This window comes from Ramlibacter sp., assembly GCF_035655895.1.
In the GTDB taxonomy this organism is placed as follows: domain Bacteria; phylum Pseudomonadota; class Gammaproteobacteria; order Burkholderiales; family Burkholderiaceae_C; genus Ramlibacter.
Genome location: NZ_DASRTN010000014.1, coordinates 1 through 23,941 on the forward strand (window position 1 = coordinate 1; position 23,941 = coordinate 23,941).

The 23,941-nt window shown below is 72.9% G+C and carries 22 protein-coding genes; 5 read left to right on the plus strand and 17 right to left on the minus strand.

Annotation, left to right across the window (positions count from 1 at the left end; genetic code table 11):
* The 3 genes from VFE82_RS16970 to VFE82_RS16980 form a co-directional block, all read right to left on the minus strand.
* Positions 1 to 312: cytochrome c (locus VFE82_RS16970; protein ID WP_325001513.1), on the minus strand; the 312-nt coding region annotated here is incomplete at its 3' end.
* A 122-nt stretch (positions 313 to 434) separates the two neighbouring features.
* The gene (locus tag VFE82_RS16975) at positions 435 to 872 is read right to left on the minus strand and encodes a hypothetical protein (protein ID WP_325001514.1); all 438 of its coding nucleotides are present in this window, start codon (positions 870 to 872) and stop codon (positions 435 to 437) included.
* A 2-nt stretch (positions 873 to 874) separates the two neighbouring features.
* Positions 875 to 2,002 (minus strand): CaiB/BaiF CoA-transferase family protein, encoded by a 1,128-nt coding sequence (locus tag VFE82_RS16980; protein WP_325001515.1) that lies wholly within the window; start codon positions 2,000 to 2,002, stop codon positions 875 to 877.
* A gap of 86 nt (positions 2,003 to 2,088) precedes the next feature.
* Here VFE82_RS16980 and VFE82_RS16985 point away from each other — a divergent pair, with 86 nt between their 5' ends.
* Positions 2,089 to 3,594 (plus strand): C13 family peptidase, encoded by a 1,506-nt coding sequence (locus VFE82_RS16985; protein WP_325001516.1) that lies wholly within the window; start codon positions 2,089 to 2,091, stop codon positions 3,592 to 3,594.
* 16 nt (positions 3,595 to 3,610) lie between these two features.
* On the opposite strand, the gene dmeF is transcribed toward VFE82_RS16985, so the two are convergent.
* The 14 genes from dmeF to VFE82_RS17055 all read right to left on the minus strand — a co-directional run bounded on the left by dmeF (position 3,611) and on the right by VFE82_RS17055 (position 18,725).
* The gene (gene dmeF / locus VFE82_RS16990; protein ID WP_325001517.1) at positions 3,611 to 4,708 is read right to left on the minus strand and encodes a CDF family Co(II)/Ni(II) efflux transporter DmeF; all 1,098 of its coding nucleotides are present in this window, start codon (positions 4,706 to 4,708) and stop codon (positions 3,611 to 3,613) included.
* Positions 4,709 to 4,740: 32 nt separating this feature from the next.
* Complete coding sequence (locus tag VFE82_RS16995; RefSeq protein ID WP_325001518.1) at positions 4,741 to 5,646, minus strand: hypothetical protein; 906 nt, start codon at positions 5,644 to 5,646, stop codon at positions 4,741 to 4,743.
* Positions 5,647 to 5,828: 182 nt separating this feature from the next.
* Positions 5,829 to 6,374 (minus strand): hypothetical protein, encoded by a 546-nt coding sequence (locus VFE82_RS17000; protein ID WP_325001519.1) that lies wholly within the window; start codon positions 6,372 to 6,374, stop codon positions 5,829 to 5,831.
* A gap of 267 nt (positions 6,375 to 6,641) precedes the next feature.
* Positions 6,642 to 7,592 carry an NAD(P)-dependent oxidoreductase gene (locus tag VFE82_RS17005; protein WP_325001520.1) on the minus strand — a complete coding sequence of 317 codons (951 nt, stop codon included), beginning with the start codon at positions 7,590 to 7,592 and terminating at the stop codon, positions 6,642 to 6,644.
* Positions 7,589 to 9,154 (minus strand): GMC family oxidoreductase, encoded by a 1,566-nt coding sequence (locus VFE82_RS17010; protein WP_325001521.1) that lies wholly within the window; start codon positions 9,152 to 9,154, stop codon positions 7,589 to 7,591. Before VFE82_RS17010 ends, VFE82_RS17005 begins: the two co-directional genes overlap by 4 nt.
* On the minus strand, positions 9,151 to 10,377 hold the full coding sequence (locus VFE82_RS17015; protein ID WP_325001522.1) for a glycosyltransferase family 4 protein: 1,227 nt from the start codon (positions 10,375 to 10,377) through the stop codon (positions 9,151 to 9,153). The genes VFE82_RS17010 and VFE82_RS17015 overlap by 4 nt, the downstream gene beginning before the upstream one ends.
* Positions 10,374 to 11,438, minus strand: a complete 1,065-nt coding sequence (locus VFE82_RS17020) for a glycosyltransferase family 2 protein (protein ID WP_325001523.1) — start codon at positions 11,436 to 11,438, stop codon at positions 10,374 to 10,376. The genes VFE82_RS17015 and VFE82_RS17020 overlap by 4 nt, the downstream gene beginning before the upstream one ends.
* Positions 11,435 to 12,403 carry a glycosyltransferase family 2 protein gene (locus tag VFE82_RS17025; protein WP_325001524.1) on the minus strand — a complete coding sequence of 323 codons (969 nt, stop codon included), beginning with the start codon at positions 12,401 to 12,403 and terminating at the stop codon, positions 11,435 to 11,437. The genes VFE82_RS17020 and VFE82_RS17025 overlap by 4 nt, the downstream gene beginning before the upstream one ends.
* The gene (locus VFE82_RS17030) at positions 12,400 to 13,752 is read right to left on the minus strand and encodes an O-antigen ligase family protein (protein ID WP_325001525.1); all 1,353 of its coding nucleotides are present in this window, start codon (positions 13,750 to 13,752) and stop codon (positions 12,400 to 12,402) included. Before VFE82_RS17030 ends, VFE82_RS17025 begins: the two co-directional genes overlap by 4 nt.
* A complete protein-coding gene (locus VFE82_RS17035) occupies positions 13,749 to 15,248 on the minus strand; it encodes an oligosaccharide flippase family protein (RefSeq protein WP_325001527.1) in 1,500 nt (499 codons plus the stop codon). Before VFE82_RS17035 ends, VFE82_RS17030 begins: the two co-directional genes overlap by 4 nt.
* A complete protein-coding gene (locus VFE82_RS17040; protein ID WP_325001528.1) occupies positions 15,245 to 15,574 on the minus strand; it encodes a hypothetical protein in 330 nt (109 codons plus the stop codon). The genes VFE82_RS17035 and VFE82_RS17040 overlap by 4 nt, the downstream gene beginning before the upstream one ends.
* A 255-nt stretch (positions 15,575 to 15,829) precedes the next feature.
* Entirely contained in the window at positions 15,830 to 16,738 is a 909-nt protein-coding gene (locus tag VFE82_RS17045) for a DMT family transporter (RefSeq protein WP_325001529.1), read from the minus strand.
* Entirely contained in the window at positions 16,735 to 17,229 is a 495-nt protein-coding gene (locus tag VFE82_RS17050) for a methylated-DNA--[protein]-cysteine S-methyltransferase (protein ID WP_325001530.1), read from the minus strand. The genes VFE82_RS17045 and VFE82_RS17050 overlap by 4 nt, the downstream gene beginning before the upstream one ends.
* Positions 17,226 to 18,725 (minus strand): DNA-3-methyladenine glycosylase 2 family protein, encoded by a 1,500-nt coding sequence (locus VFE82_RS17055; RefSeq protein WP_325001531.1) that lies wholly within the window; start codon positions 18,723 to 18,725, stop codon positions 17,226 to 17,228. The genes VFE82_RS17050 and VFE82_RS17055 overlap by 4 nt, the downstream gene beginning before the upstream one ends.
* Before the next feature lie 113 nt (positions 18,726 to 18,838).
* Here VFE82_RS17055 and VFE82_RS17060 point away from each other — a divergent pair, with 113 nt between their 5' ends.
* The 4 genes from VFE82_RS17060 to VFE82_RS17075 all read left to right on the plus strand — a co-directional run bounded on the left by VFE82_RS17060 (position 18,839) and on the right by VFE82_RS17075 (position 23,937).
* Positions 18,839 to 20,221, plus strand: a complete 1,383-nt coding sequence (locus tag VFE82_RS17060) for a phosphomannomutase/phosphoglucomutase (protein WP_325001532.1) — start codon at positions 18,839 to 18,841, stop codon at positions 20,219 to 20,221.
* Between the two features lie 107 nt (positions 20,222 to 20,328).
* Positions 20,329 to 21,300, plus strand: a complete 972-nt coding sequence (gene waaC, locus VFE82_RS17065; RefSeq protein WP_325001533.1) for a lipopolysaccharide heptosyltransferase I — start codon at positions 20,329 to 20,331, stop codon at positions 21,298 to 21,300.
* Positions 21,300 to 22,610 carry a 3-deoxy-D-manno-octulosonic acid transferase gene (locus tag VFE82_RS17070; protein WP_325001534.1) on the plus strand — a complete coding sequence of 437 codons (1,311 nt, stop codon included), beginning with the start codon at positions 21,300 to 21,302 and terminating at the stop codon, positions 22,608 to 22,610. The genes waaC and VFE82_RS17070 overlap by 1 nt, the downstream gene beginning before the upstream one ends.
* A gap of 187 nt (positions 22,611 to 22,797) precedes the next feature.
* Complete coding sequence (locus tag VFE82_RS17075) at positions 22,798 to 23,937, plus strand: ABC transporter substrate-binding protein (protein WP_325001535.1); 1,140 nt, start codon at positions 22,798 to 22,800, stop codon at positions 23,935 to 23,937.
* Positions 23,938 to 23,941: the final 4 nt, after the last annotated feature.

The following is a 23,941-nucleotide window of genomic DNA, read 5'->3' on the forward strand; positions in this document are numbered from 1 at the left end:
CTTGAACCTGGCCTGCTCGGTCCAGATCTCCGGCTTGGCCTTCTGCGACAGCTTGTCGGTGCCGGGCCCGAAGCCGGCCCAGGGCAGGCGGGCCAGTTCGGCCACGATCTCGGCGTTCTCCAGCGCCACCTTGGCGTCGTAGGGCGCGCGGCCGTTGGCCATGGCGCCGATCCGCCCGAAGTGCTGGGCCATCACGAACAGCGCGCTCTGGCGGTACTTCACGGCGTCTTCGGGCTTGGCGAACTGGGCCGAGGCCGGGGCGGCCAGCACGGCGGCCAGGCCGGCGATGGCGAGAGAGGCGGCGAACTTCATCAGGTCTTCTCCAGGGTCTTCACGGATGGGAGCCGGTGGGGCGGCCCCACCGGGCGTGCGGGCGGCGCAACGCCGCCCGCAGAAGGACCAACGACGGCGCGGCCGGGTTTATTCCGTGCCGTTCAGCGGACTTCGAGCCGGACCACCGCCACCTGCGCCGCATCCAGGCGCGAGGTCGCGGTCAGCGTGACGAAGGCGGGCAGGACGGGCGTGCCGACGATCGCCGTCTGCAGCACCACGCGCGAGGACGTCAGCGTCGCCTGGGTGATCTGCAGTCCGCCGACCTGCACGGCGGTGCCGCTCTGGAACAGCGGGCCGCCGTTGACCGAGAACGACCAGGTGGCCGGCTCGTTGGCATCGACCTCGATCGACTCGCCGGCGCGCACCGAGAACGTCACGTCCTGGCCCGCGGCAACGGGTTCGCGCACCGCGAAGCCGCCGACCACCACCGCCAGGTTGAACGAGCCGCCCGAGCCGACCACCACGGCGCCGCCGCCGCAGCCGGCCAGCAGCAGCGCCGCGCAGAGCACGGCGGCGCAGCGTCGGCGCATGGCGGTCATGCTCAGCGGTCCTGGCCCTGGCCGGGCAGTGGTGCATGCTCGCCGATGGCGGGCGCGGGGCGAAAGCGCGCGTCCTCCCATTCGGTGCGGAACGGCGGCGCGGGCAGCTCGGCCGGCTGCCCGTGCACGTCCATGGGCCGGGTGCGCAGCTGCGGATGGCGGATCAGGTCCTGCACGGAGTTGATGGCGCCATAGGCGATCTGGGCCCGCTCCAGCCGCTCGACCGCCTGCGTGGCGTCCAGCCTGGCGAAGGCTGCCTGCACCACGGCTTCAAGCGCCGGCCGGTGCCGCACGCGTGCGTCGTTGCCCGCGAAGCGGGGATCGCCCGCCAGGGCCTCGTCGCCGAGCACGCCGGCGCAGAAGTTCGCCCATTCGCGCTCGTTCTGGATCGACAGCACGAGTTCGCGGCCGTCGGCGCAGGTGAACGCGCCGTAGGGCGCGATGCTGGGATGCCTGAGGCCGACGCGCTCGGGTGCCTTGCCGCCGTACCGCGCCTGCAGGTAGGGCACCGCCATCAGCTCGGCGGCCGAATCGAACAGCGAGACCTGCACGCCGCTGCCGCGGCCGGTGCGCTCGCGCTGCAGCAGCGCCTGCTGGATCCCGATCAGCGCGTTCATGCCGGCCGCGATGTCGCAGATCGACACGCCGACCCGGCCCCACGGCCCGGGCGCGCCGCTCACCGCGACGAGGCCGCTCTCGGCCTGCACCAGCAGGTCGTAGGCCTTGAGCCGGTGCAGCGGGCCCGATTCGCCGTAGCCCGAGATGTCGCAGGTGACCAGACGCGGATGCCGCTCGCGCATCGCCTGCGCGCCGAAGCCCAGACGCGCCGCCGCGCCGGGCGCCAGGTTCTGCAGGAAGACGTCGGCGTGTGCGAGCAGGGCGTGCAGGCGGTCGCGGTCGCCGTCGCGCCGCAGGTCGAGCACCACCGACTCCTTGCCGCGGTTGATCCAGACGAAGTAGGACGACTCGCCGTGCACCGCCTTGTCGTAGCCGCGGGCGAAGTCGCCTTCGGGCCGCTCGATCTTCAGCACGCGGGCACCCGCATCGGCCAGGCGGCTCGAACAGTACGGTGCGGCGACCGCCTGCTCCAGGGCGACGACCACGATGCCGTCGAGGGGCTTGCTGCTCATGCGAGTGTTCCGGAGATGCGCAGCCAGCATAGCAGCCGTCCCGGGCGCTGCGGAGCCCGCTGCGGAGGCTGGCATGATCCCCCCGGATGGACGACGACACGTTGCCTGCCACCACGCCCGCGCTGCATGGCGCACCCGCCGCCGCCGTCGGATCCGGCGCCATCGGCCCTCACGCTGGCGGCGCCGCCGTCGACCCGGGGGCGATCGGCTCCGCCTTCGGCCTGCGCGACTGGCTGCGCGAGGGTGCGCGGGCCGGGCTGCTGCGGCGCCCGCGCCTGCCCGGGCTGGCGCCGACGCCGTGGCAGCTGGTCGCGCTGCTGGCGGGGGCGGCCCTGCTGCACCTGGCGGTCGACCGTCTGGTGGTGCCCGGCCCGGCCGAGTTCAGCCTGCGCGGCTGGCTGGTGCCGTGGTGCACCGTGGCCGCGGCGGTCCTGCTGGTGTGGTGCCTGCTCTGGCGCCGCGACGGCGCCGCTCCGGCGCCCGGCGTGGCCGGATGGTTCGCCCTTGCCGCCGTGGCCGGCGTGCCGGTCGGGCTCGCGTCCCAGGCACTGTCGATCGCCCAGGCGCGCGGGACCCTGCCGGCCGCGTTCGACAGCGTGCCGGCCATCGCCTGGGGCGTGTTCTTCGCCCTCATCGCCTGGCAGGTGGCGGTGAGCCTGCGCATCGGGGCCGCCTTCGGCCTGGGCGCGGCCCGGCTGGGTGCGCTGGCGCTGGGCATGCTGGCGATCCATTGCACGGCGGCTTGGCAATTCGAATGGGACCGGGCCTGGTCGTCGATCTCCGAACCGGACGAGCGGCCGCGGCTGCAACTCTCGCAGGAAACCTTCGAGGAGCAGCAGGCGCTCTGGTCGCGCAGCGTCCAGGCGCTGCCGGCCGGACGCCCCGGGACCGTCGACGTCTATGGCATCGTGTTCGCGCCGTATGCGCAGGACGTCTTCCTGCGCGAGAGCGCCATGGTCGCCGACGTGCTGGCCCAGCGGTTCGATGCCCAGGACCGTGTGCTGCGGCTCGTCAACCACGCCACCACGGCGCAGCAGCTGCCCTGGGCCACGCCCGCCAACCTGCAGCGCGCCGTCGCCGCGGTGGCGCGCCGGATGGACCGCGACGAGGACGTGCTGGTCGTCTACCTCACCTCGCACGGCGGGCGCGACGCCCGGCTGGCCGCGAACCACTGGCCGCTGTCGGTGGCGCCGGTGACGCCGCAGGAGCTGCGGCGGGCACTCGACGAGGCCGGCATCCGGCACCGCGTGGTGGCGGTGTCGGCCTGCTACTCGGGCAGCTGGGTCGAGCCGCTGGCCGACGAGGGCACGCTGGTGATGACGGCTGCCGACGCCACCCACACGTCCTACGGCTGCGGCCGCCGCTCGGAACTGACCTTCTTCGGCCGGGCGCTGTTCGACGAGGAACTGCGCCGCACGCATTCCTTCGAGCAGGCGTTCGCCGCCGCGGTGCCGGTGATCCGCCAGCGCGAGGTCGAGGCGGGCAAGGAAGACGGCTTCTCCAACCCGCAGATCCGCGTCGGGGCCGCCGTCGCGCCGGTGCTGGACGCGCTGTCGCGCCGCCTGGACGGGCCCTCCGCCGCGCCCAGGTGAGCCTGCCGCCCGCCGCTCAGGCGGGCCCGGATGCGCGCTGGATCTCGATGGTCGAGTGCACGATCTCCGGATGCGGCCCGAGCCGATCGCGCACCTGCTGCGCATCCACCGCGCCGTCACGCGTCAGCAGCGTCAGCACGCAGGCATAGGCGGTGCGGCCCACGCGCCAGACGTGCAGGTCGGTCACCCGGTCGCCGCCGGTCTGCACCGCGTCGCGGATGCGCGAGACGATGGCATCGTCCATCTCCCGGTCGAGCAGCACCTTGGCGGTCTGGGTCGCCAGCCCGCGGGCCCAGGCGGCCACCAGCACCGCACCCACCAGGCCCATCAGGGCGTCGAGCCAGTCCCAGCCGAGCAGCCAGCCACCGACCAGGGCAAGGATGGCCAGGACCGACGTGGCGGCATCGGCCAGTACGTGCAGGTAGGCCGACCGGAGGTTGAGGTCGTCCTGGTGGGGCGCAGCGCGGCCCGGACGGTGCCGCGGGTGGTCGCCCGAACCCGGCGCGTGCCGATGGGTTTGCCGGCCGTGAGTGTCGTGGCGGGCATGGGCATGGGCGTGGGCGTGGCTGTCGCCCTGGTGGTGGCCGGCTTCGTGCGCGTGGCCATGACCGTCGTCGTGACCGTGGCCGTGACCGTGACCGTGATGATGGTGCTCGTCCGTTCGCGCCAGGATCAGGGCGCAAGCCAGGTTGACCGCCAGCCCGACGGCGGCGACGAGCAGGGCTTCGCGGTAGTGGATCGCCTGCGGTGCCACCAGCCGCTCCAGCGAGCCGACGACCATCAGCGCGGCGACCGCGAGCAGCAGGATGGCGCTCGTGAAGCCGGCGAGCACCTCGACCTTCCAGGTGCCGAAGGCGAACCGCGCGTCGCTGGCATAACGGCGGGACGTGGCGTAGGCGAATGCGGTCAGGCCGATGGCCAGGGCATGCGAGCTCATGTGCCAGCCGTCCGCGAGCAGGGCCATGGAGTTGAACCACCAGCCGGCCGAGATCTCGACGAGCATGGCGGCCGCCGTGATCCAGAGGACGCGCCGGGTGCTGCTTTCGGCAGCTTCGCTGCCGCTGTGGAACCGGTGCCGGTGGCTGCAGGGCGCGGGCGTGGGATCGCTCGACATCCGGGCATTGTCCGCCAGCGGCGCCGGCCGGGTCAGGCAGGGCGCGAGGAGGCCGGCAGGACGTCTTCGAAGTGGCTGATCGCCTGGCCGAACGCCTGCTCGTCGATCTGCACGCGCGTGCAGGCGATGCGGGCCTGCTCCAGCTGCTCCAGGAGGGCCTGGCGGTCCCGGGCGGTCTGGCGGCCCGGCGGCAGCGCCATCCGCGGCTGGCCGGGGGCACCGGCCAGTTGCGCGAAGCTCTGCTTCCAGTTCAGCCGGGCACGCTCGAACGCGGGACCGAGCAACGCCAGCGTGTCGATGCGGCCGTCGAGCACCCGCCGGCCGATGCGGCAGACATCGCGGGCAGCCGAGCACACGGCCTCGAGCTGCCGCACCGCCACCCGGCGCGCCTCCAGCTTGGACAGCAGGGCGCGCAGCCGCTCGGAGCTGGACGCATCGCCCGAGGGCACCGTCAGGGGCTTGATCTCGTCCCAGATCTGGCCCAGCCAGGCCTCGGCCTGCTGGTAGCTGCGATCCAGGTCGTCGACCCGGTGCTCCAGGTCGGCCAGGCCGGCGCGGGCGCCCGCCAGGTGGTCGTTGTGCGCGGCTGCCAGCTGGTCGCGCCGCCGGCCGAACGGCCCCAGCGTCGCTTCCGCTTCGCCGTACAGCTGCCGCACGAGCGCGCCCTTGGGCCCGGCACGCCGCGTCCAGCGCGAGAGCCAGCTGCCGGAACCGAGCACGCTGGCGTCCAGTGCCCCGACGGCGTATTCCATCTCCTGGAGGGCGCGCAGCAGCGAGGCGACTTCGCAGCACGACAGCTGCTCCTGCACCCGGGCGACGGCTTGCGCGATCGGGGCCACGTGGGTGCCGGACGCGTTGCGCAGCAGGTCGTCGGCGCGGCTCGCCAGCACATGGACCGGAGGCAGGAGGCCGGCCGGCCCTTGGCTGAAGTCAGCCATGAGCGGACTCCCGGGCAGGCAGGCGGGGCAGGTCGGGGGAGGGAAGGTGCCGCACGTCGGGCGTTGCTGGATCAGGTGCGCGACGAGTTTAGCTTTCGGCCCGGCTGCCCCGTCCGGCCCCTGTTGCAGGAACAACCCTCGTCTTCGTGACGCTTGTCACGAAGACGGGCGGCACGCGGGCTTCAGAGCTGCGGCCAGCCGTCCGGCGCGTGGTGGTGCCACTCGGACTCGTTCAGCCCGAGCAGGAAGTCGCGCAGCTCGCGCAGGCCGCCGTGCGCCTGGGCCCATTCGATCTGCTCGCGCAGCCGCAGGCGCTTGTTCAGGTCGCTCGTGACCTGCCAGCTCAGCCGGTCCAGCGGGAAGGCGGCGCGGCTGACCTGCTCGCCCTGGCGCGCCACGGGCAAGAGCATGTACATCTTGCGCCACACCGCCGGCAGCGGGCACACGCGGTCGTTGCGGCGGGCGATGCGCATCACGTCGTCGGCCGAGAGGGTTTCGGTCAGCGTCATGAGGAACTCGCCTTCTGCCACCCGCAGCTGGGCCATGGGCCGGAGTGCCGGCACGGCGCGCCGGGGCCGCGGAAGCCGCTCGAACGCCTCGGTGCAGGCTTCGAATTCCTCCCAGGCGGCGATGCTGTCGTCCTCCACCGGCGCCGGGACCGTGCCACGGTCGAGCCAGGCCCAGTTGGCGGTCGATGCGCTGCTGGAGTCGTGTGTCGGTGCATTCATTTCGCCATTCCTCACAGTCGGTGACGATTCGTCACGAATGGCTTCATGGTCCCGGCGACCCCCAAGTCCAAGGTGTTGCAAACCGTGTCAACGGTGTCGTCGATGCCGACGATCGTTACGTCTTACCCGAACGGGCCAGGCAGGGCTAGCCCGGTGGCCCGTCGCGCGATGCGCAGGGACCAGGTCACGGTGCAGAGAGCGGCGAAGCCGGGAGGCGGGAGCCGGCCACCTGAAGCCGCCCCGGCTGGGGGCGCAAGGGAGAGGTGGCTAGCCGGCCTGCAGCGCCACCGACGCCTTCACCCGCTGCAGGCTCTCCTGGCGGACGAACCAGGCCGCCGAATCGGCCAGGGCGTTGGGGTACGGCGTCCAGTCCATGCGCAGCTCGCGGGTGGCCGACCGCACGTCCAGCCGCAACTGGCGCCGCCACAGGGACAGCAGCGCCGGCGAGGGCAGGGCCTGCGCGCGCGCCGCCGGCCGGCGCAGCACGGCTTGCTCCAGCCGGGCGGCAACCGCGGCCGCGTGCGACGCCAGGCCCAGCCGCCAAGCGGCGGGACGGCGTACCGGCGTCGCCTCGATCGCCAGGGCCAGGTCGATGAAGTACTCGTTCCAGCGCGGGCTGTCCGGGGCCGCGAGGTTGAAGGCCCGGCACTCGCCGGGCAGCAGCGGCAGCTGCAGCGCCCGGATCGCGGCCAGACAGACGTCGTCCACGTGCACCAGGCTCGACCAGCCGTCGCCATCGGCGCCCAGGTCCCCGATGCGGCCGGCGCGCAGCCAGCGGCCGATGCGGCCGACCCAGGGCTCGCTGCCGCTGCCCCAGATGCAGCCGGGACGCAGGTGGACCACGGTGGCGCCATGCGCCGAGAAGCCGTCGATGTGCAGTTCGGCCGTGCGGTGCGCGCGCGACTCGGCGTCGCCCGCGCCGCCGCTGTCGCCCTCGTGCACCTGCCCCTCGACCGCCCCGTAGAACGCCGCCGATCCCAGATGCACCACGCGCGGCTGGCGCAGGCCGGCCGCCTGCCCGGCCAGCCAGCCGGCGCTGCGCTCCACCACCCGTCCACTTCCTTCGGCGCAGTGGATCACGGCGTCCGCGTGGAGCAGTTCGCGGGCGGCGGTCGCCTGGGTCGACGGCGCGGCGACGCTTGCCCACTCGCAGTCGCGCAGCAACTGGCACAACCGTGCCCCCACCAGGCCTTCGGCGCCGAGCACGACGACCTTCATGCGAACAGCTCCTCGGTGGCGGCGCGCCGCGGCTGCAGGCGCCGGGTGAGCCGGTCGGCCAAGCGCAGCGTCAGCGCCAGCACCGTGAGGGTGGGATCGGCCTGCCCGCAGGTGGGGAACACGGCGCTGCCGGCCACGTACAGGTTGCCCACCAGGTGCAGCCGGCAGTCCGGGTCGACGACGCTGGTGCGCACGTCGCGTCCCATCCTGGCCGTTCCGATGTGGTGGCCCGGCGCCGGCCCGTGCGCAAGCAGGTCCTCCTCGAGCTGGTCGCGCTCGTAGGTGAAGCGGCCCGCGCCCGTGCGTCCGAGCTCCTGGGCGACCAGGTCCAGCGTGCGTGCCACCGAGAGGATGTCCGCCAGGCAGTAGCGCCAGTCCAGCTTCAGGCGGCGCATGCCGAGCGCGTCGGTCTGTTCCGACAGCTGCACCCGGCTGGAAGCCAGGGGCTGCTGCTCGGCCTGCACGTGCAGGCCAAGGCCCGCCCGGGGTGGGGGACTGGCAGGAGTTTGCTGTCGCAGGCGCGCGGCCAGCCGGCTGGCGGCGTCGATCGGTTCCCGGGCCAAGCCCAGCGCCTGCCGTACCCAGGCCGGTCGGGCGGTGGGCTGCTCCCGCCGCTGCACCCGGGCCGCGGCGTTGAGCAGACCATGGCGGCGCTGCTGCGCAGGGTCGAGGGCGAAGCGGCGCCGGCAGGCGGTGCCGTCCGGGGCGAGTTCATCGTCCGCCGGGACGTGGGCGGGCATGCCGCGCAGGGCGAGGGTGCCCACCTGCCCGGCCAGGTGGCTCTGGTAGTAGCGGCCCACGACGTCGAGCTGGTTGCCCACGCCCTGGGGCACGACGTCGTCCGAGTTCAGCAGCAGCCGCGCCGTCTCCAGCGCGCCGGTGGCCAGCACCACGACCCGGGCGGAGACATGGAAGCGGTTGCCGCCGAGCGTCGCGACATCCAGCGCGCGCACGTTGCGGCCGCCCGGCTCCAGCCGCACGGCGGTGCAATGCGCGCCGCAGAGCACGCGGACGTCGGACGCGAGCTCCAGCCTGCGCTGGTAGCGCCGGCCGAAATCGGTGGGACCCGAGTAGCGCTCGAGAAGATGGCTGCGCAGCACGTCGCCCTCGAGCCGGCTGAGGGGCGCCGGTGCCGGCGGCAGCACGTTGCGCGCGTCGTAGTCGAAGCGGCCCGCCTCGACCCAGGCGTGGGCCCGCGCGTAGTAGGGCAGCAGCCCTTCATGGGAGATCGGCCAGCCGCTGTGCGGCACGTGGGGCCGCACCTCGAAGTCGATCGCGTCCAGCGGCACGCAACGCCCGTCCCAGCCTGCGCTGGTCCCGCCGAGCCCGCGCAGGCGGTGCAGGTGCGGCGGCGCATGCGGGCGCCCGGGCGCCAGCTCGCCGGCGTACAGGGCCTGGGCCTTCGCGTCCTTCGGCCGCTCCCCCGCCTCCAGCAGCAGCACCGACAGGCCCTTGCCGGAGAGCGACAGCGCCAGCGTGATCCCCGCCGGGCCGCCGCCGACGATGCACAGGTCGGCGGCCAGGGTGGTGCCGCGGGGGACGCGATGCGCGCCGTCGATCATGGCCGGGCCGTGGCCGTCGCCGTGGGCGCCGGCGCGCTGAGCCCGAATTCACGCTGGTGGACGCGCGCCACCTGGGCCGCGAACTGCGGCATGGAGAAACGTTCCTGGTAGAGCATGCGCCCGTTGCGTTCCAGCCGCTCGCGCAGTTGCGGATCGGTGAGCACCTGGGCCAGGCCCCGGGCGATGCTGGCCGGATTGCCGGGCTCGACGAAGCAGGCGCTGTGGCCGTGCGAGAGCACGTTGGGGATCTCGCCGACCGGCGTGCAGACCACCGCGACGCCCTGCGCCAGCGATTCAAGGATCGCCAGCGGCAGGCCCTCGTCGTGCGACGGCAGCACCATGACGTCCGACTGCGAGAGCAGCGCCGTCACCTGCTCACCCGTGGCCCAGCCATGGAAGTGCACGCGGTCGGCGATGCCCAGGTCCAGCGCCTGCGCGGCGTAGCCGGACGCGTCGCCACCGCCCGCCAGGGTCAGCTCCAGCGGCACGTCCGCCAGCGCGGGATGCGCCATCGCCTGCAGCAGGTCGGGCACGCCCTTGCGGTCCGACAGGTTACCCAGGAACAGCACCTTGGCCACCGCGGGCATGGCCGGCCGGCGCGGCACGGTGGGCTCGGGCACGCCGTTGATGATGATCTCCACCCGCTCGGGCGGCACGCGCAGCTCGCGTGTGACGAAATCGGCGGCGCTGCGGCCCAGCACGACGCAGCTGGCCGGCAGCGTGAACATCCAGCGCACGAAGGCCTGCGCCGGTGCCGGCAGCGCCTCGTAGTTCTGCCGCAGCTGCGCCGCATGCAGGTGCAGCACGACGGGGATGCGCAGCAGCCGGCAGGCCGACATGATGACCGCCTTGCGCACCAGGCTCAGCCGCTCGGCCACGTTGACGTGCACGCCGGCCAGGCGGCCGCTGGCGCGTCCACGCACGAGGGCGCCCACGGCACGCGCCAGGTGCAGCGGCGACCAGAGAGCCCGGCCGCCGCCGCGCGTCTCCAGCAGCCGCAGCACCGGGCCGCCTGGCGTGGGCTGCTGCCAGTCGGCCAGGTACTGGGCGACCTTGAACATGCCGCCACCCATCGGCGTGCAGGGGCCGGCCAGGTAGATGAAGCGTCCCTGCGCGGACGGGGCGGACTGCGGCACCACGGCAACGGCGCCAGGGGACGGGCTGCCGTCGCCGGCTTCCCTGCCGACCGGCACCGCCGGCGATGGCTCGAGGCGCGTCGTCATGCGCGGTGCTCCTTTTCCTTGCGGCTGGTGTCACCCGCACGCGCCTCGGGGGCGGGCTCGTGGAGCACCTTGCTCGGGATCCGTTCGTGGGGCGGGACGCGGTGCGCGAGGAAGCCGCGCACCAGCCCGGCGCTGTTGATGCACCAGGAGGCGACCGAATACGTGGCGCGCCGCAGCGAGCGCTTGCGCCAGGTCATGAGCAGCAGGGGAGCGACGGCCACCGCGGCGAACGCGGCGGCGCGCGCACCCGCCGCCAGCGGCAGCAGCGGGATGGCCAGCAGCACCAGCCACCAGGCAAGCACCGCCAGGTACAGCCGCAGTTCGCCGACCTCGCGCGCCACCAGCTTCATGCGCGGCTGGCCGATCGCGCCGCGCACGAGCTCGCCCAGGCCGCAGGCATAGCGCGACTTCCAGCGGCGCAGCAGCAGCCGGTAGGGCGGCGCGTCGTGGCCGTAGTGCGTCACCGCGTCCGCGGGCAGGCGCCAGAGCTTCCAGCCGAGGCTGCGCAGGCGCACGGCCAGGTCGAACTCCTCGTAGCTGTGCAGGTTGCGGTCGGACAGGTAGCCCGCCTCCTGGATGGCGCGGCGGCGGTACAGGCCGCCGCCGTCGAGCCGGTCGACCTGGCCCGGCGCCAGGTGCGGCGCGGCGCGTGCATGCCGTTCGCGGTATTCCATGCTTTCCAGATTCAGCTCGACCACGCGGCCGGCCACCCCGGCGACCTCGGGATGCAGCGCCAGGAACGACAGCGCCTGCTCCAGGAAGCCCGGAACCATCTTCATGTCGCCGTCGATGAGGTAGATGTACTCGCCGCGCGAGTGCTGGTAGCCCAGCTGCGGACCGGCGCCGCAGCCGCGGTGCGCGGCGTGGGCCAGCTGCACGATGCGCACCGGGTACTGGCGGGCCAGTTCGACCGTGCGGTCGGTGGAGCAGGAGTCGGCCAGGATCACCTCGCCGCCGACTTCGGCCACCGCGGCCAGGCAGCTCTCGATGGCCGCGCAGATGTTGTCTTCCTCGTTCAGCGCCTTGATGACGATGGAGACGTGGCAGGTCGCGGGCGTCATTGGGTCGGGCCCTCCGGCGAGAACACCTCGGCGTTGCGCACGCGCCAGCGCTGCCAGCTGCCGGCCACCTGGGTGGGCATGCACAGCGCCATCAGCATGGTCAGCTGCCAGCGGCGCGTGAGGGCCGCCCGGCGTGCCTCGACCAGCCAGCGCAGCGCCTGCAGGCGCTCGCCGGCCGACAGCGCCTCGCGCGCCAGCGTGACCTGCATCTGGCCGACGAACCAGAGGGCCGACTTGCGGTACCGCGCCGGGATCTCGCCCGACAGGGCGCGCTCGCGCATCCGCTTGAGGAAGTTGGGCAGCGTGGCGCGCGGATGGCGGGTCGACAGGCTGTCGGGCAGCACGCGCACCGCGGCGAACGGCGCGTTCACCACCGCCACGGGCGTCATGTCGCCGACGCGGAACCACAGGTCCAGGTCCTCGCCGAACGCCTCGCCCGTGGCGAAGCACGGCTGGATGCCGCGCAGCAGGTCGGCGCGGATCGCCACGCTGCTGGTGCAGAAGGGCGAGTTCTTGAACCACCGCTGGCGCAGGTCCTCGACCAGCTCGACCTCGTAGAAGCCCTCGGTCACCGGCCACGGCTCGGGATCGGCGCCGAAGCGGTGCGGCACCTTGCGGAAGCCCGCGCCGAGCATCGCCGCCTCGGGGCAGGCCTGGTGCGCGTGCGACAGCGCCCCCAGCATCTCGGGGTGGTACCAGTCGTCCGCATCCAGGAAGGCGATCCAGTCGCCGGTGGCCTCGGCGATGCCGCGGTTGCGCGCCACGGACACGCCGGCGTTGGCCTGGCGCACGACCCGCACCCGCCGGTCGGCCAGCGCCTCGACCGCTTCCGCGCTGCCATCCGACGAACCGTCGTCGATCACGATCACCTCGTGCGGCGGCAGGGTCTGGGCCAGCACCGAGCGCACCGCGCTCGACACGTACCGGACCTTGTTGTACAGGGGGATGACGACGGAGATTTTCATGTGGCGGTGCGGAAGGTCGGTTCGACGGGTTTCACGGGGGAGGTCCTGCGCTGGCGGTGGCGTTCGGCGGCGGCGGCCCCGAGCACGACGACGAGCAGCAGGTGGGTGAACAGCTCGGTGCCGTAGCCGGTCAGCACCAGCGGGACCTCGCTGACCGACAGCAGCGCCAGGGTGAGGAACAGCGCGAGCGACAGTCCGTGGGTGGCCCGGGCATAGCGCATCGACAGGCCCATCAGCACCAGCGCGTAGAGCGTCAGCCCGATCGCACCGACCGTGCCGCAGCGTGCCAGCGTGTCGATCATCTGGTTGTGGCCGTGGGTGGCATACGGCATCGCGATCGCCTGGCGGTATTCCGGGTCCCACAGCAGCGGGCCGTAGCCGAACACCGGGTGGTTGCGCCACTCCTGCAGCGCCACCTCCCAGATCCGGTCCCGGCCGGTCATGGTGGCGATCTGGGCGCCCTCCGGCGTGCTGAGGAAGTCGTCGATCATGTCGGGCACGTCGGCGACCAGGACCCCGAACAGGACAGCCAGCACGGCCAGGATGAGGACGAACAACATCACGACGCCGTAGGAGCTGTCGCGCGGATCGCCGACCCGCTGCATCGAGCCGGGCGCGCGCCGCACCATCAGCATGCAGCAGGCGCTGATCAGGAGCGCCAGCCACGCCGTCTTGGACTGCGCGACGAACAGCACGGCCAGGCCGAGCACCCACGCGGCCATGTTGAGCCACCGGCGCTGGAAGGGCCGCGCCCACAGGAGCAGCAGCGCGACCTGCGCCAGCATGCCCATGCCGACCGGGTGGACGGCCAGGCCGCCGAAGCGCGGCAGGCCGGGGATCAGGCCTTGCGAGTACGTGGTGTCGAGCACCAGTGTCGGGTTGACCGGAACCAGGACGGCGCCGGCCAGCATGAACACGAACAGGCCATCGCGCGCCGCCCCGAGGATGCGGTCGCGGTCGAGCGGCCCGGACAGCGTCACGGCCAGGCCGAGCAGGAGGGAGTAGCCGTACTCGTGCGACAGCTTCATGTGCGCGCCGAACAGTGCGGGCATGGCCACAGTGGTCAGCCAGAACAGCACGAAGGTCCCGGTGAGCGCGGCCGACGGCACCTGCTTTTGCTGCGTGAACTGGTTGATGATGCGTTCGAGGGACGCGGCGATGAGCAGCAGCGACACACCGCGCTGCACCCACGTCATCACCGGATGCCGGGTGAACTCGAGCGCACCTTCGGTTTCCTTCGCGAGCTCGAGGTACGCCTGGGTCAGGTCGCGCCCCGACAGCAGGATGTCCAGTGCTGCCAGGCCGAGCATGGCCGGGAACACCCAGTGCAGGAAACCTTTGCGGATCATGGATGGGCCTCGGGTGCGGTGGCGGGCCAGCGGGGGCCGACGCCGGGGATGATGCGGGCGAGCACGCCCCGGGCCTCCGGGCCCAGGACCTGCGGACGGGCGAACACCAGCACGAGCAGGACGGCGACGCTGGCCGCGGCGCCGCACAGCAGCGTGAGCAGCGGGTGGTGCAGCGGCAGCACGGCGTGCCGGCCGGCCAGCACGGCCGTGGCGCACAGCGCGCCGAGCGCCACGCCGCGCAAGGCGAACGGCAGCAGGGCCGACGCCCGCAGGTCGAGCGCGCGCAGGCAGGCGGCGACGATCACGGCGGCACGCAGCAGGATGGCCACCGCCGAGGCGGTCGCGACCGCCCGGATGCCGTGGGGCGCAAGCAGGTACCAGGCCGGCACGGCGAGCAGCAGCAGCGGCAGTTGCAGCAGCACCTCCTGGTGCTTGCGGCCGGTGTTCCAGAGCACCGGGGTCGACAGGCCCCAGCAGGCGAACGCCGGCACGCAGAGGAACAGCACCGCCATCACCCAGCCGGCGTCGCTCCACGCCGGGCCGTACAGCACCTGCACCAGGTCGCCGGCCAGCAGGGCCATGATCACCGAGGCGGGCGTGACGAACACGACGATGCAGGCCAGCATGGTGAGCCACACCTGCGCCAGCTGGCGCGGCTGGCCCTGCAGGCGGGCGCCGGTCGCCAGGAAGGTGGGCTGCAGCGCGCCCACCAGCAGCACGTTGGGGATCGAGGCGAAGTTGTACGCGACGCTGTACAGGCCGACGGCCTGCGTGTTGAGCATGCGGCCGATCAGGAGACGGTCGACGTTGGTGAGCAGCCAGTTGACGACGTTGGTGAGGAACACGGTGCGGCCGGTGTCGAGCGTCTCGCTGGCCATCCGGTGGCGCAGCAGCGGACGCAGCGGATGCGGCCGCACCCAGTAGCTGCCCACCAGGGCCACGGCGGCCTGCGCGACGCAGGCGGCGGCAAGCGCCTGCGCACCCCAGCCGGCCAGCGCCATCGGCACGCCCAGCGCCAGGTAGCCCAGCGCATAGCTCACGAGCTGGATCAGCCCGATCGCGCGGAAGTTCAGGTCGCGCTGCAGCAGGCAGGTGGCAGGACCGGACAGCGCCAGCAGCACGCACGCGGCGGCCATCCAGTGCACCATGCCCTCGACCCGCGCATCATTGAAGAACTGCGCGATCGCGCCCGCGGACAGCAGCATGGCGCCGGCGCAGGCCAGCCCCGCGATGACCTGCCAGGTGAACGCGAAGCGCACGTCCTCGTCGTCGATCTCGTCCTGCAGCATCAGGATGTAGCTGAAGCTGTTGCCCGACAGAAAGGTGGCGAACGTGAGCACCACCATCCCGATGCCGTACACCCCGTAGTTGTCGGGGCCGAGCAGCCGCGCCAGCGCGACCTGGGCGACCAGCTGCAGCCCGAACCGGGCCACGGTGGTGAGTGCGCTCCACTTGAACGCCTTCTCGGCGAGCGAGCGCAACGGTCCTGTCGTCATTGCTGCCCCGTGCCCCATCGGCGCAGCGCGATGCCCGTCATCAGGCCCAGCGCGGCCAGCAGCATGGCGGCGGTGGTCGGGCGGTCATGGGCCTGGGCATCGCTCTTGGCCGCAGCGGCGGCGCCATCGAGGCCGGCCTTCATCGCACCCGTCGATTCGCTCCGGGCCGACACGGCCACCGTGGCGGGGGCCGGACTGCCGCCGACCACCATGGCCGCGTGCATCACGCCGGCCTGCGACGGCGTGGGTGCCTGGGAGGTCGGGGCCGCGGCCGCGGCAGCATGCAGTGCTGCGCACATGGCGGCCACGAGGAGGGCTCGTTGCATCTTCTTGTCCTGGCGTTCGGATCGATGCAGACGATTCTCAAACAAGGGGTCCCGCCGAGGGGCTGGCTCCGCCGAGGGGGCCATGGCTCTTTCAGGCTATGCGGTGGCCGGAACTCCCGAAGGATCGCTGCGCGGGCCGGCATCCCCGCGGCTTCGTCCGTTGTCGCGTTCGATGGGCGACGGCGCCGACACCGGCCGCGACCGAGGTGCGCGAGGTGCGCTGCGCGGCGTGGTCGCCACGCGCGCAGGTTCACCTCACCTGTCGCGTTGCGGCAGGCGCAGCAGGCCGGTCGACAGCGCGGTGCCGCACACGATCACGCCGGCGCACACCACCATCCACGGCGTCACGCGTTCGCCCAGGAACAGCAGGCCGTAGAGCACCGCGAACGCAGGCACCAGGAACGTGACCGCGAGGGCTCGCGACGGGCCTGCCTCCTCGATCAGCCGGAAGTAGAGGATGTAGGCCACGCCCGTGCACAGGGTGCCGAGCGCCAGCAGGGCCAGCCAGGCGCGCGGACCCGGCGTTGCCGCGGGCCAACTCCACAGCGCAGGCACGATGAGCGCCACGGTGGCGCCCAGCTGGCTGCCCGTGGCGGTGACCAGCGGCGGCAGGCCGGCCAGGTGCTTCTTGGTCGCGCTGGCCGCGATCCCGTAGCAGAGCGTGGCCAGCAGGCAGGCCAGCACGGCCCAGCCCGAGGCGACGCCAGCGGCGCCCGGCCGGAAGCTGGCCTTGTCCCAGGCCAGCATGGCCACCCCCGCGAAGCCGACCGCGAGCCCGACAGCGCGGGCCGGCGCCGGCCGATCCTTGAGCCACAGCCAGGCGACCACCGCGCCGAACAGCGGCACCGTCGCGTTCAGGATCGCCGACAGGCCGGTGGTGATGGTGGTGACGGCGAAGGCGTACAGCGCGAACGGGATGCCCGAGTTCAGCGCGCCGACGGCGAAGACCTTGCGCCAGTGCGTGCGCAGCAGCGGGCCGAGGCCGCGCAGCAGGAGCAGCGGCACCAGGAACAGCGACGCGATCCCAACCCGCAGCGCCGCCGTCGGCATCGGCCCGAAGTCGACCACTGCCAGCCGCATGAACAGGAACGAGGCGCCCCACACGGCGCCCAGCAGCACGAAGTCGAGGATCCAGGCCCTGGAACCACGCGGCCGCGACGTCAAAGCGCGCCCTCGAGGCGCAGCAGCGCGGTCTTGCGCTCCACGCCGCCGGCATAGCCGGTCAGCGCGCCGTCGCTGCCCAGCACGCGGTGGCAGGGCACCACGATGCTGATGGGGTTGCGCCCCACCGCCGCGCCGACCGCCCGGACCGCCGTGGGCTGGCCGATGTCGCGGCCGATCGCCCCATAGCTGGTGCGCGAGCCGCAGGGCACGCCCAGCAGCGCACGCCACACGCTCTGCTGGAACGGCGTGCCGCCCTGCAGGTCCAGCGGCAGGTCGAACAGCGTGCGCCGGCCGGCGAAGTAGTCGTCGAGCTGCCGGACGGCTTCGGCCAGGATGGGGTGCGCGGGGTCGAGCGGCCAGCGGTCGGCGTCCGGATGGTGCTTCTGCCCGTGGAACCAGAGGCCGGCCAGGCCCTGGGGCGAGGCAGCCAGCAGCATGGGACCGAGCGCGCCGTCATGGCGGGTCGCGACCAGGGTGGAATGGAACTTCATGGCTTGTCTCCGGAAGAGGTGGTGAGCGCGAGCCGGGCCCAGGCGCGGATCACGGCGTAGCTGCGCCAGGGCTTCCAGGCCTGGGAGGCGGCTTCCGCCTCGCGCGCCGGCTGCCGGGACTGCTGCACGCCGAGCGCCTTGTGCAGCGCGACGTCGCCGGCCGGGAAGGCGTCGGGCCAGCGCAGTGCGCGCATGGCGATGTACTGCGCGGTCCAGTCGCCGATGCCCGGCAGCGACTGGAGCAACGCGACGGTGGAAGGCAGATCGGCGCCGGGATGCAGCTGCAGCCGCCCGTCGGCGACGGCGCGGGCGATCGCCACGATCGCGGCCTGCCGCTGGCGCACGATGCCCAGCTGGCCGAGCGCGTCGGCCCCGGCGGCCGCCAGCACCTCGGGCGTGGGGAAGATGCGCCGCAGCTCGGGCCAGGGCGTCTCGATCGGTTCGCCGAAGCGGTCGACCAGCCGCTGGGTCAGCGTGCGCGCCGCCGCCACCGTGATCTGCTGCCCGAGCACGGCGCGCACCGCGAGCTCGTGGCCGCTGAGCGTGCCCGGCACGCGCAGGCCGTCCGTGCCGGGGAAGCTCTCGTGCAGCACGGCGCCGATGGCCAGCGGGTCGGCGTCCAGGTCGAGCGCCGCGCGCAGCCGCCGGATGACCAGCGGCAGCACCGGCCGCAGCGCGTCGCCGACCCGCAGCACCACCTGGTGGCGCGGTTCGTCGAAGGCCGCCTCCAGCCAGCCAGCGTGGGCCCTGCCGGCCGACGTGACGCTCAGCGTCCGCCGCAGCACGCCCGGGCCGACCCATTCGACGCCGGTGACCACGCGGGTGCGGAAGAACGCGAGCATCGCGCCGACGTCGTAGGGAGGGCGGTAGCCCAGCCGGACGGCGGCCACGCCGCTGCCGCTGCCGCCGTCGCGGCGCAGCCGGCTGGGGCTGAGGCCGTAGTGCTGCAGAAATGCGGCGTTGAAACGGCGCACGCTGGCGAAGCCGCTGATGAGCGCGACCTGTGTGACCGGCAGGTCGGTGTCGGCCAGCAGCTGCTTGGCCGTCAGCAGCCGGCGGGTCTGCAGGTACTGCAGGGGCGAGACGCCGAACCGTGCCTCGAACAGCCGGCGCACGTGCCGGTCGCTCACGCCCAGCCGGCGGGCCAGCAGCTCGACGGAAGGCCCGCCGTCGGCCCAGGCCTCCGGCTCGTCGAGCAGGGCGGCCGCCTGCTGCGCGAGCAGGTCGCTGGCGTCCTGGATCGACCAGCGCGGCGCATGCGGCGCCAGCTCCGGGCGGCACCGCAGGCAGGGCCGGAACCCGGCCCGCTCCGCCTGCGCGGCCAGCCCGAAGAAGCGGCAGTTCTCGCGCTTGGGCGTGCGCACGCGGCAGACCGGCCGGCAGTAGATGCCGGTCGAGGTCACGCCGGTGAAGAAGCTGCCGTCGAAGCGCGCGTCCCGGGCCTTCAGCGCGAGATAGCACGCCTCCGGTTGCAGGGTTTCGGCTTCGAGGTCCATGGCGTCGATCATAAGCAGCGCGACGGCGGGAACTGGCCGTTTCCGGACATGTGCCCGGCACCGGCGCACCTACAATCCGCCGACTTTTCCAAGCACCAGGGAACCGCTCGACCATGCAAGTCTCGTCCTCGATCTTCAAGGCCTACGACGTCCGCGGCATCGTGCCGTCCACGCTCACCGAACAGGTCGCCGAAGGCCTGGGCCGCGCCTTCGGCACCGCGGCCCGGGCGGAGGGGGAGACCACCGTCGCGGTCGGCCGCGACGGCCGCCTGTCCGGTCCCTCGCTGTCGGCCGCGCTGATCCGCGGGCTCGTCGCCGCCGGCGTGGACGTGATCGACATCGGCGTGGTGACCACGCCGATGCTGTACTTCGCGGCCAGCACGCTGTGCCGCAGCGGCATCCAGGTCACGGGCAGCCACAACCCCAAGGACTACAACGGCTTCAAGATGGTGCTGGCCGGCCGCGCCATCTACGGCGAGGAGATCCAGTCGCTGCGTCGCACGATGGAGGCGGAGTCGTGGAGCACCGCCGGCGGCGGCTCGGTCCGCAACGTCAACCTGTTCGCGCCGTACCGCGACCGCATCGTCGGCGACATCAAGCTGGCCCGGCCGATGAAGATCGTGGTCGACTCCGGCAACGGCGTCGCGGGGGCCTCCGCGCCGGCCATCTTCCGCGCGCTGGGCTGCGAGGTGATCGAGCTGTTCAGCGAGGTGGACGGCAACTTCCCGAACCACCATCCGGACCCGAGCAAGCCCGAGAACCTGAAGGACCTGATCGAGGCGCTGCGCACGAGCGGCGCCGAGCTGGGCCTGGCGTTCGACGGCGACGGCGACCGCCTGGGCATCGTCACCCGTGGCGGCAACAACATCTACCCCGACCGGCAGCTGATGCTGTTCGCGCGCGACGTGCTCAAGCGGGTGCCCGGCGGCACCATCCTGTTCGACGTCAAGTGCACGCAGCGCCTGGCGCCGGCGATCCGCGAGGCCGGCGGCCAGCCGCTCATGTTCAAGACCGGGCACTCGCTGATCAAGGCGAAGATGAAGGAAGTCGACTCGCCCCTGGGCGGCGAGATGAGCGGCCACGTGTTCTTCAAGGAGCGCTGGTTCGGCTTCGACGACGGTACCTACGCCGGCTGCCGCATGCTGGAGATCCTCTCGCGCGAGAAGGATCCGAGCGCGCTGCTGGACAGCCTGCCCACCAGCTTCTCGACCCCCGAGCTGAACGTGCAGTGCGCCGAGGGCGAGCCGCACCGCCTGGTCGCCGAGCTGACGGCCAAGGCGAAGTTCGCGGCGCCTGCCGAGGTCTCGACCATCGACGGCGTGCGGGTCGACTGGCCGGACGGCTTCGGCCTGGTCCGCGCGTCCAACACGACCCCCGTGCTGGTGCTGCGCTTCGAGGGCCAGACCGAGGAAGCGCTGCACCGCATCGAGGGCGAGATGCTGGCCCTGCTGCGCAGCGTGAAGCCCGACGCCAAGGTGGGTGCCGCGGCGCACTGACGCCGCGGCGCAGGCCCGCGCACCGGCCGCGCGCCGGCGCGGCGCCGCGCCGGGCTCGTGCATGATCCGCGATCCCCAGCGGGCCGCCGGCCTGGATGGCACGCCCCTTGAACATCCTCATCGTCAAGCTCTCCTCCCTCGGCGACGTGGTGCACGCGATGCCGGCCGTCCAGGACCTCCTGGGCGCCCTGCCGGGCGCGCGCGCCGACTGGGTCGTCGAGCGCGGCTTCGCCTCATTGGTGCAGCGCTGCGCGGGCGTGGGACGGGTGATCCCCTGCGAACTGCGGCGCTGGCGCAGGTCGCCGCTGGCGCGTGACACCCGGGCCGCGTGGCGGGCGTTCCGGCAGGACCTGCAGGCCACCGACTACGACGCCGTGCTCGACCTCCAGGGGCTGACCAAGTCGGCCCTGGTCGCGCGCGTCGCGCGGCTGGCCCCGGGCGGCCGGCGCTACGCGCTGGCGAACCGGACCGAGGGTTCCAGCTACGAGGCGCCGACGCGCTGGGTGGCCGACGTGGCGGTGCCCGTCACGCCGCGCAGCCATGCGGTGGACCGCTCGCGCGAGCTGTGCGCCCGGGCGCTCGGCTATGCGGTGCCCGCCCGGTTGCACTACGGCCTGCGTGCGTCCGCGACGGCCGCCGACCCGGACCGGCCCTGCGTCGCATTCGTGCACGGCAGCTCGCGCCAGGACAAGTGCTGGCCGCAAGCCCGGTGGATCGAGCTGGGCCGTCGCCTCACGGGCGAGGGATTCGCGATCGGGCTGCCGCACGGCAGCGAGGCCGAGGAGCAGGCCGCCCGCGCCATCGCGGCCGAGGTCGGGCCACGGGCCCAGGTCTGGCCCCGGCTGGACCTCGGTGCGCTGACCGATCGCCTGGCAGGCTGCGCCGGCGTGGTGGGCGTGGACAGCGGGCTGTCGCACATCGCGGTCGCGCTCGACCTGCCGCACGTGCAGATCTACAACTTCGACACGGCCTGGCGCACCGGCCCGGCCGGAGGCCGCCAGCGCAGCGTGTTCGCCGCCCCGACGCCGTCGTTCGACGCCGTGTGGGCCGCCTGGCAGGCGGTGCGGGAAGCAGCCTGATGCGCAGGCTCTATTCGCTGCTGATGCACGGCGCCCAGCCGCTGCTGCGGCGCAAGCTGCGGCGACGCGGCGCCGCCGAGCCGGGCTACCTCGACGCGGTCGAGGAGCGGTTCGGCTCCTACGACGGGCCGTGCGAGCCGGGTGCGCTCTGGATCCACGCCGTGTCGCTCGGCGAGACGCGGGCCGCGGCCATCCTGCTGCAGGCCTTGCGTGAGCGGGAGCCGAACCTGCGCGTGCTGCTCACGCACGGCACCGCCACCGGCCGGGCCGAAGGGGCGAAGCTGCTGCGCGAAGGCGACATGCAGGCCTGGTTGCCGTGGGACACGCCGCGGGCGGTGCGACGCTTCCTGGCGCACTTCCGGCCGTGCGCGGGGGTGCTGATGGAGACCGAGGTCTGGCCCAACCTCGCACATGCCTGCCGTCGCGCGGGGGTGCCGCTGGCGCTGGCCAACGCCCGGCTGTCCGAGAAATCGCTGCGGCAAGCGCTGCGGTTGAAGCGCCTCTCGCGTCCCGCCTACGCGTCGCTCGACGCCGTGTGGGCGCAGACGGTGCCCGATGCCCACCGCCTGGTGCGCGCAGGCGCCCGCGTCAGCGGCGTCCTGGGCAACCTGAAGTTCGATGCGCACCCCGATGCGGCCCAGCTCGCCCAGGGCCGGGCGTGGCGCGAGCGGCTCGGCCAGCCGGTGGTGATGTTCGCGAGTTCACGCGAAGGCGAGGAAGCCGAGTTCTTCCGGGTCCTGGCCGCCGACCGGGAGCTCGCCCACGCCGGCTGGGCCCGGCGTGCCACCGATGCCGTCGTCCCGCAACTGCGATGGCTGGTGGTGCCGCGCCATCCGCAGCGGTTCGACGAGGTGGCCGAGCTGGCCCGGCAGGCCGGCTTCACGGTCTCGCGCCGCAGTGGCTGGGACGGGGCGCAGGGGCCGGCGCCTGCCGATGTCTGGATCGGCGATTCGCTCGGCGAGATGGCGCTGTACTACGGCCTGGCCGATGCCGCGTTGCTCGGCGGCAGCTTCCTGCCGCTGGGCGGGCAGAACCTGATCGAGGCGGCCGCCTGCGGCTGTCCGGTGCTCATGGGCCCGCACACCTTCAACTTCGCCGAGGCGGCCGAGAACGCGCAGGCAGCCGGCGCCGCGCTGCGCTTGGCGACGTTGCCGGACGCCGTGCGGGAAGGCGCCGCGCTGGCCATGGACCGCGCACGTCGCGATGAACTCGCAGCGCGCGCGACCGGGTTCGCGCAGGCCCATCGCGGCGCGGCGATGGAAACGGCGCGGGCCGTGCTGCAACTGGCCGCCTCCCGGCGAGCTGCTTAAAACTTTCGATTGGCCGCGCGTGACACGCGCGCCACAAATGTTGTGAGCAGGCGTTCGATTCCTGAAACAGGAAGTAATTTTTCGAGCCTGCATGGCCTTCGCGCTTTCGTCGTCGAGCGCGGTTGAGCACACTGGCCCCGTCGTCGAAGGCACCGGATGTGCCCCAACGTTCAGGGAGAAATTTGAAATGGATCGTCGCACTTTCCTCATGCAGGGCGCCAGCTGGAGCTTGGCCGCCGCCACCGCTTCCTCGGCCTTCGGCGCTTCCGGCACCGCCTCCGCCGGCAATGCCATCCTGATCGGCCAGTCTGCGGCCCTCACCGGGCCGCAGGCCGGCTTCGGCACCGCGATGCGCGACGGCCTGCAGGCCGCCTTTGCCTTTGTCAACCGCACCGGGGGCGTCAATGGCCGCCCGCTGCAGCTGCTCGCGCTCGACGACGTCGGCGACAAGGCCAAGACCGAGGCGAACGTGAAGACGCTGGTGGACGACAAGCGCATCGTCGGCCTGAGCGGCTTCACCACGCGGCCTTGCTCCGAGGCGGGCGCGGCCATGGCGGCCAAGGAGGAGATCGCCCTGGTCGGCGCGTTCTCCGGTACGCCGATGCTGTACAGCGAGCAGGCCGCGACCACGTTCACCACCCGTGCCAGCTACGAAGCCGAACTGCTGGCCATCGTGCGCCACTACCGCATGCTCGGCTTCGAGCGCTTCGGCTTCGTGCACCTCGAGGACGCCAAGTCGACCAACGTGCCGCTGCTGGAGAAGATCCTGGCGCGCGCCGGCGGCAAGCTGGTCGTCACTGCCGGCCTGGACCGCAAGGGGCCGTCGATGAACGACACCGCGCTCAAGACGCTGGACGCCAGCAAGCCCGACATGGTGATCATCCTGGCCAACAACGCGCCGCTGACGGGCTTCCTGCGCGAGTACGCGCCGCGCACGGTGGTCATGCCCAAGATGGTCATCTCGTTCGTCGACCGCGAGAAGCTGTTGGCCGACCTCGGCAAGGACGCCGCGGGCGTCGGGTTCAGCGTCGTCGTGCCGGAGGCCACCCGCGAGAAGTACTGGGTGGTGCGCGAGTTCATCGGCCAGGCGCGCGAGGCCAAGATGGCGATCAACCCGGTGTCGCTCGAGGGCTTCGTCACCGGCCTGGCGGTCGCGCAGGGCCTGAAGCAGGCCCGCAACGACACCCGCGTGTCGTTCATCGAGGGCATGACCCGCGCCGGCGGCTTCGACCTGGGCTACACCAGCCTGCGATTCGGCCGCGGCGAACGCGCCGGCTCGCAGTTCGTCGACCTGTCCCTCGCCACCCGCAACAGCGGCATCATCTGAGCCC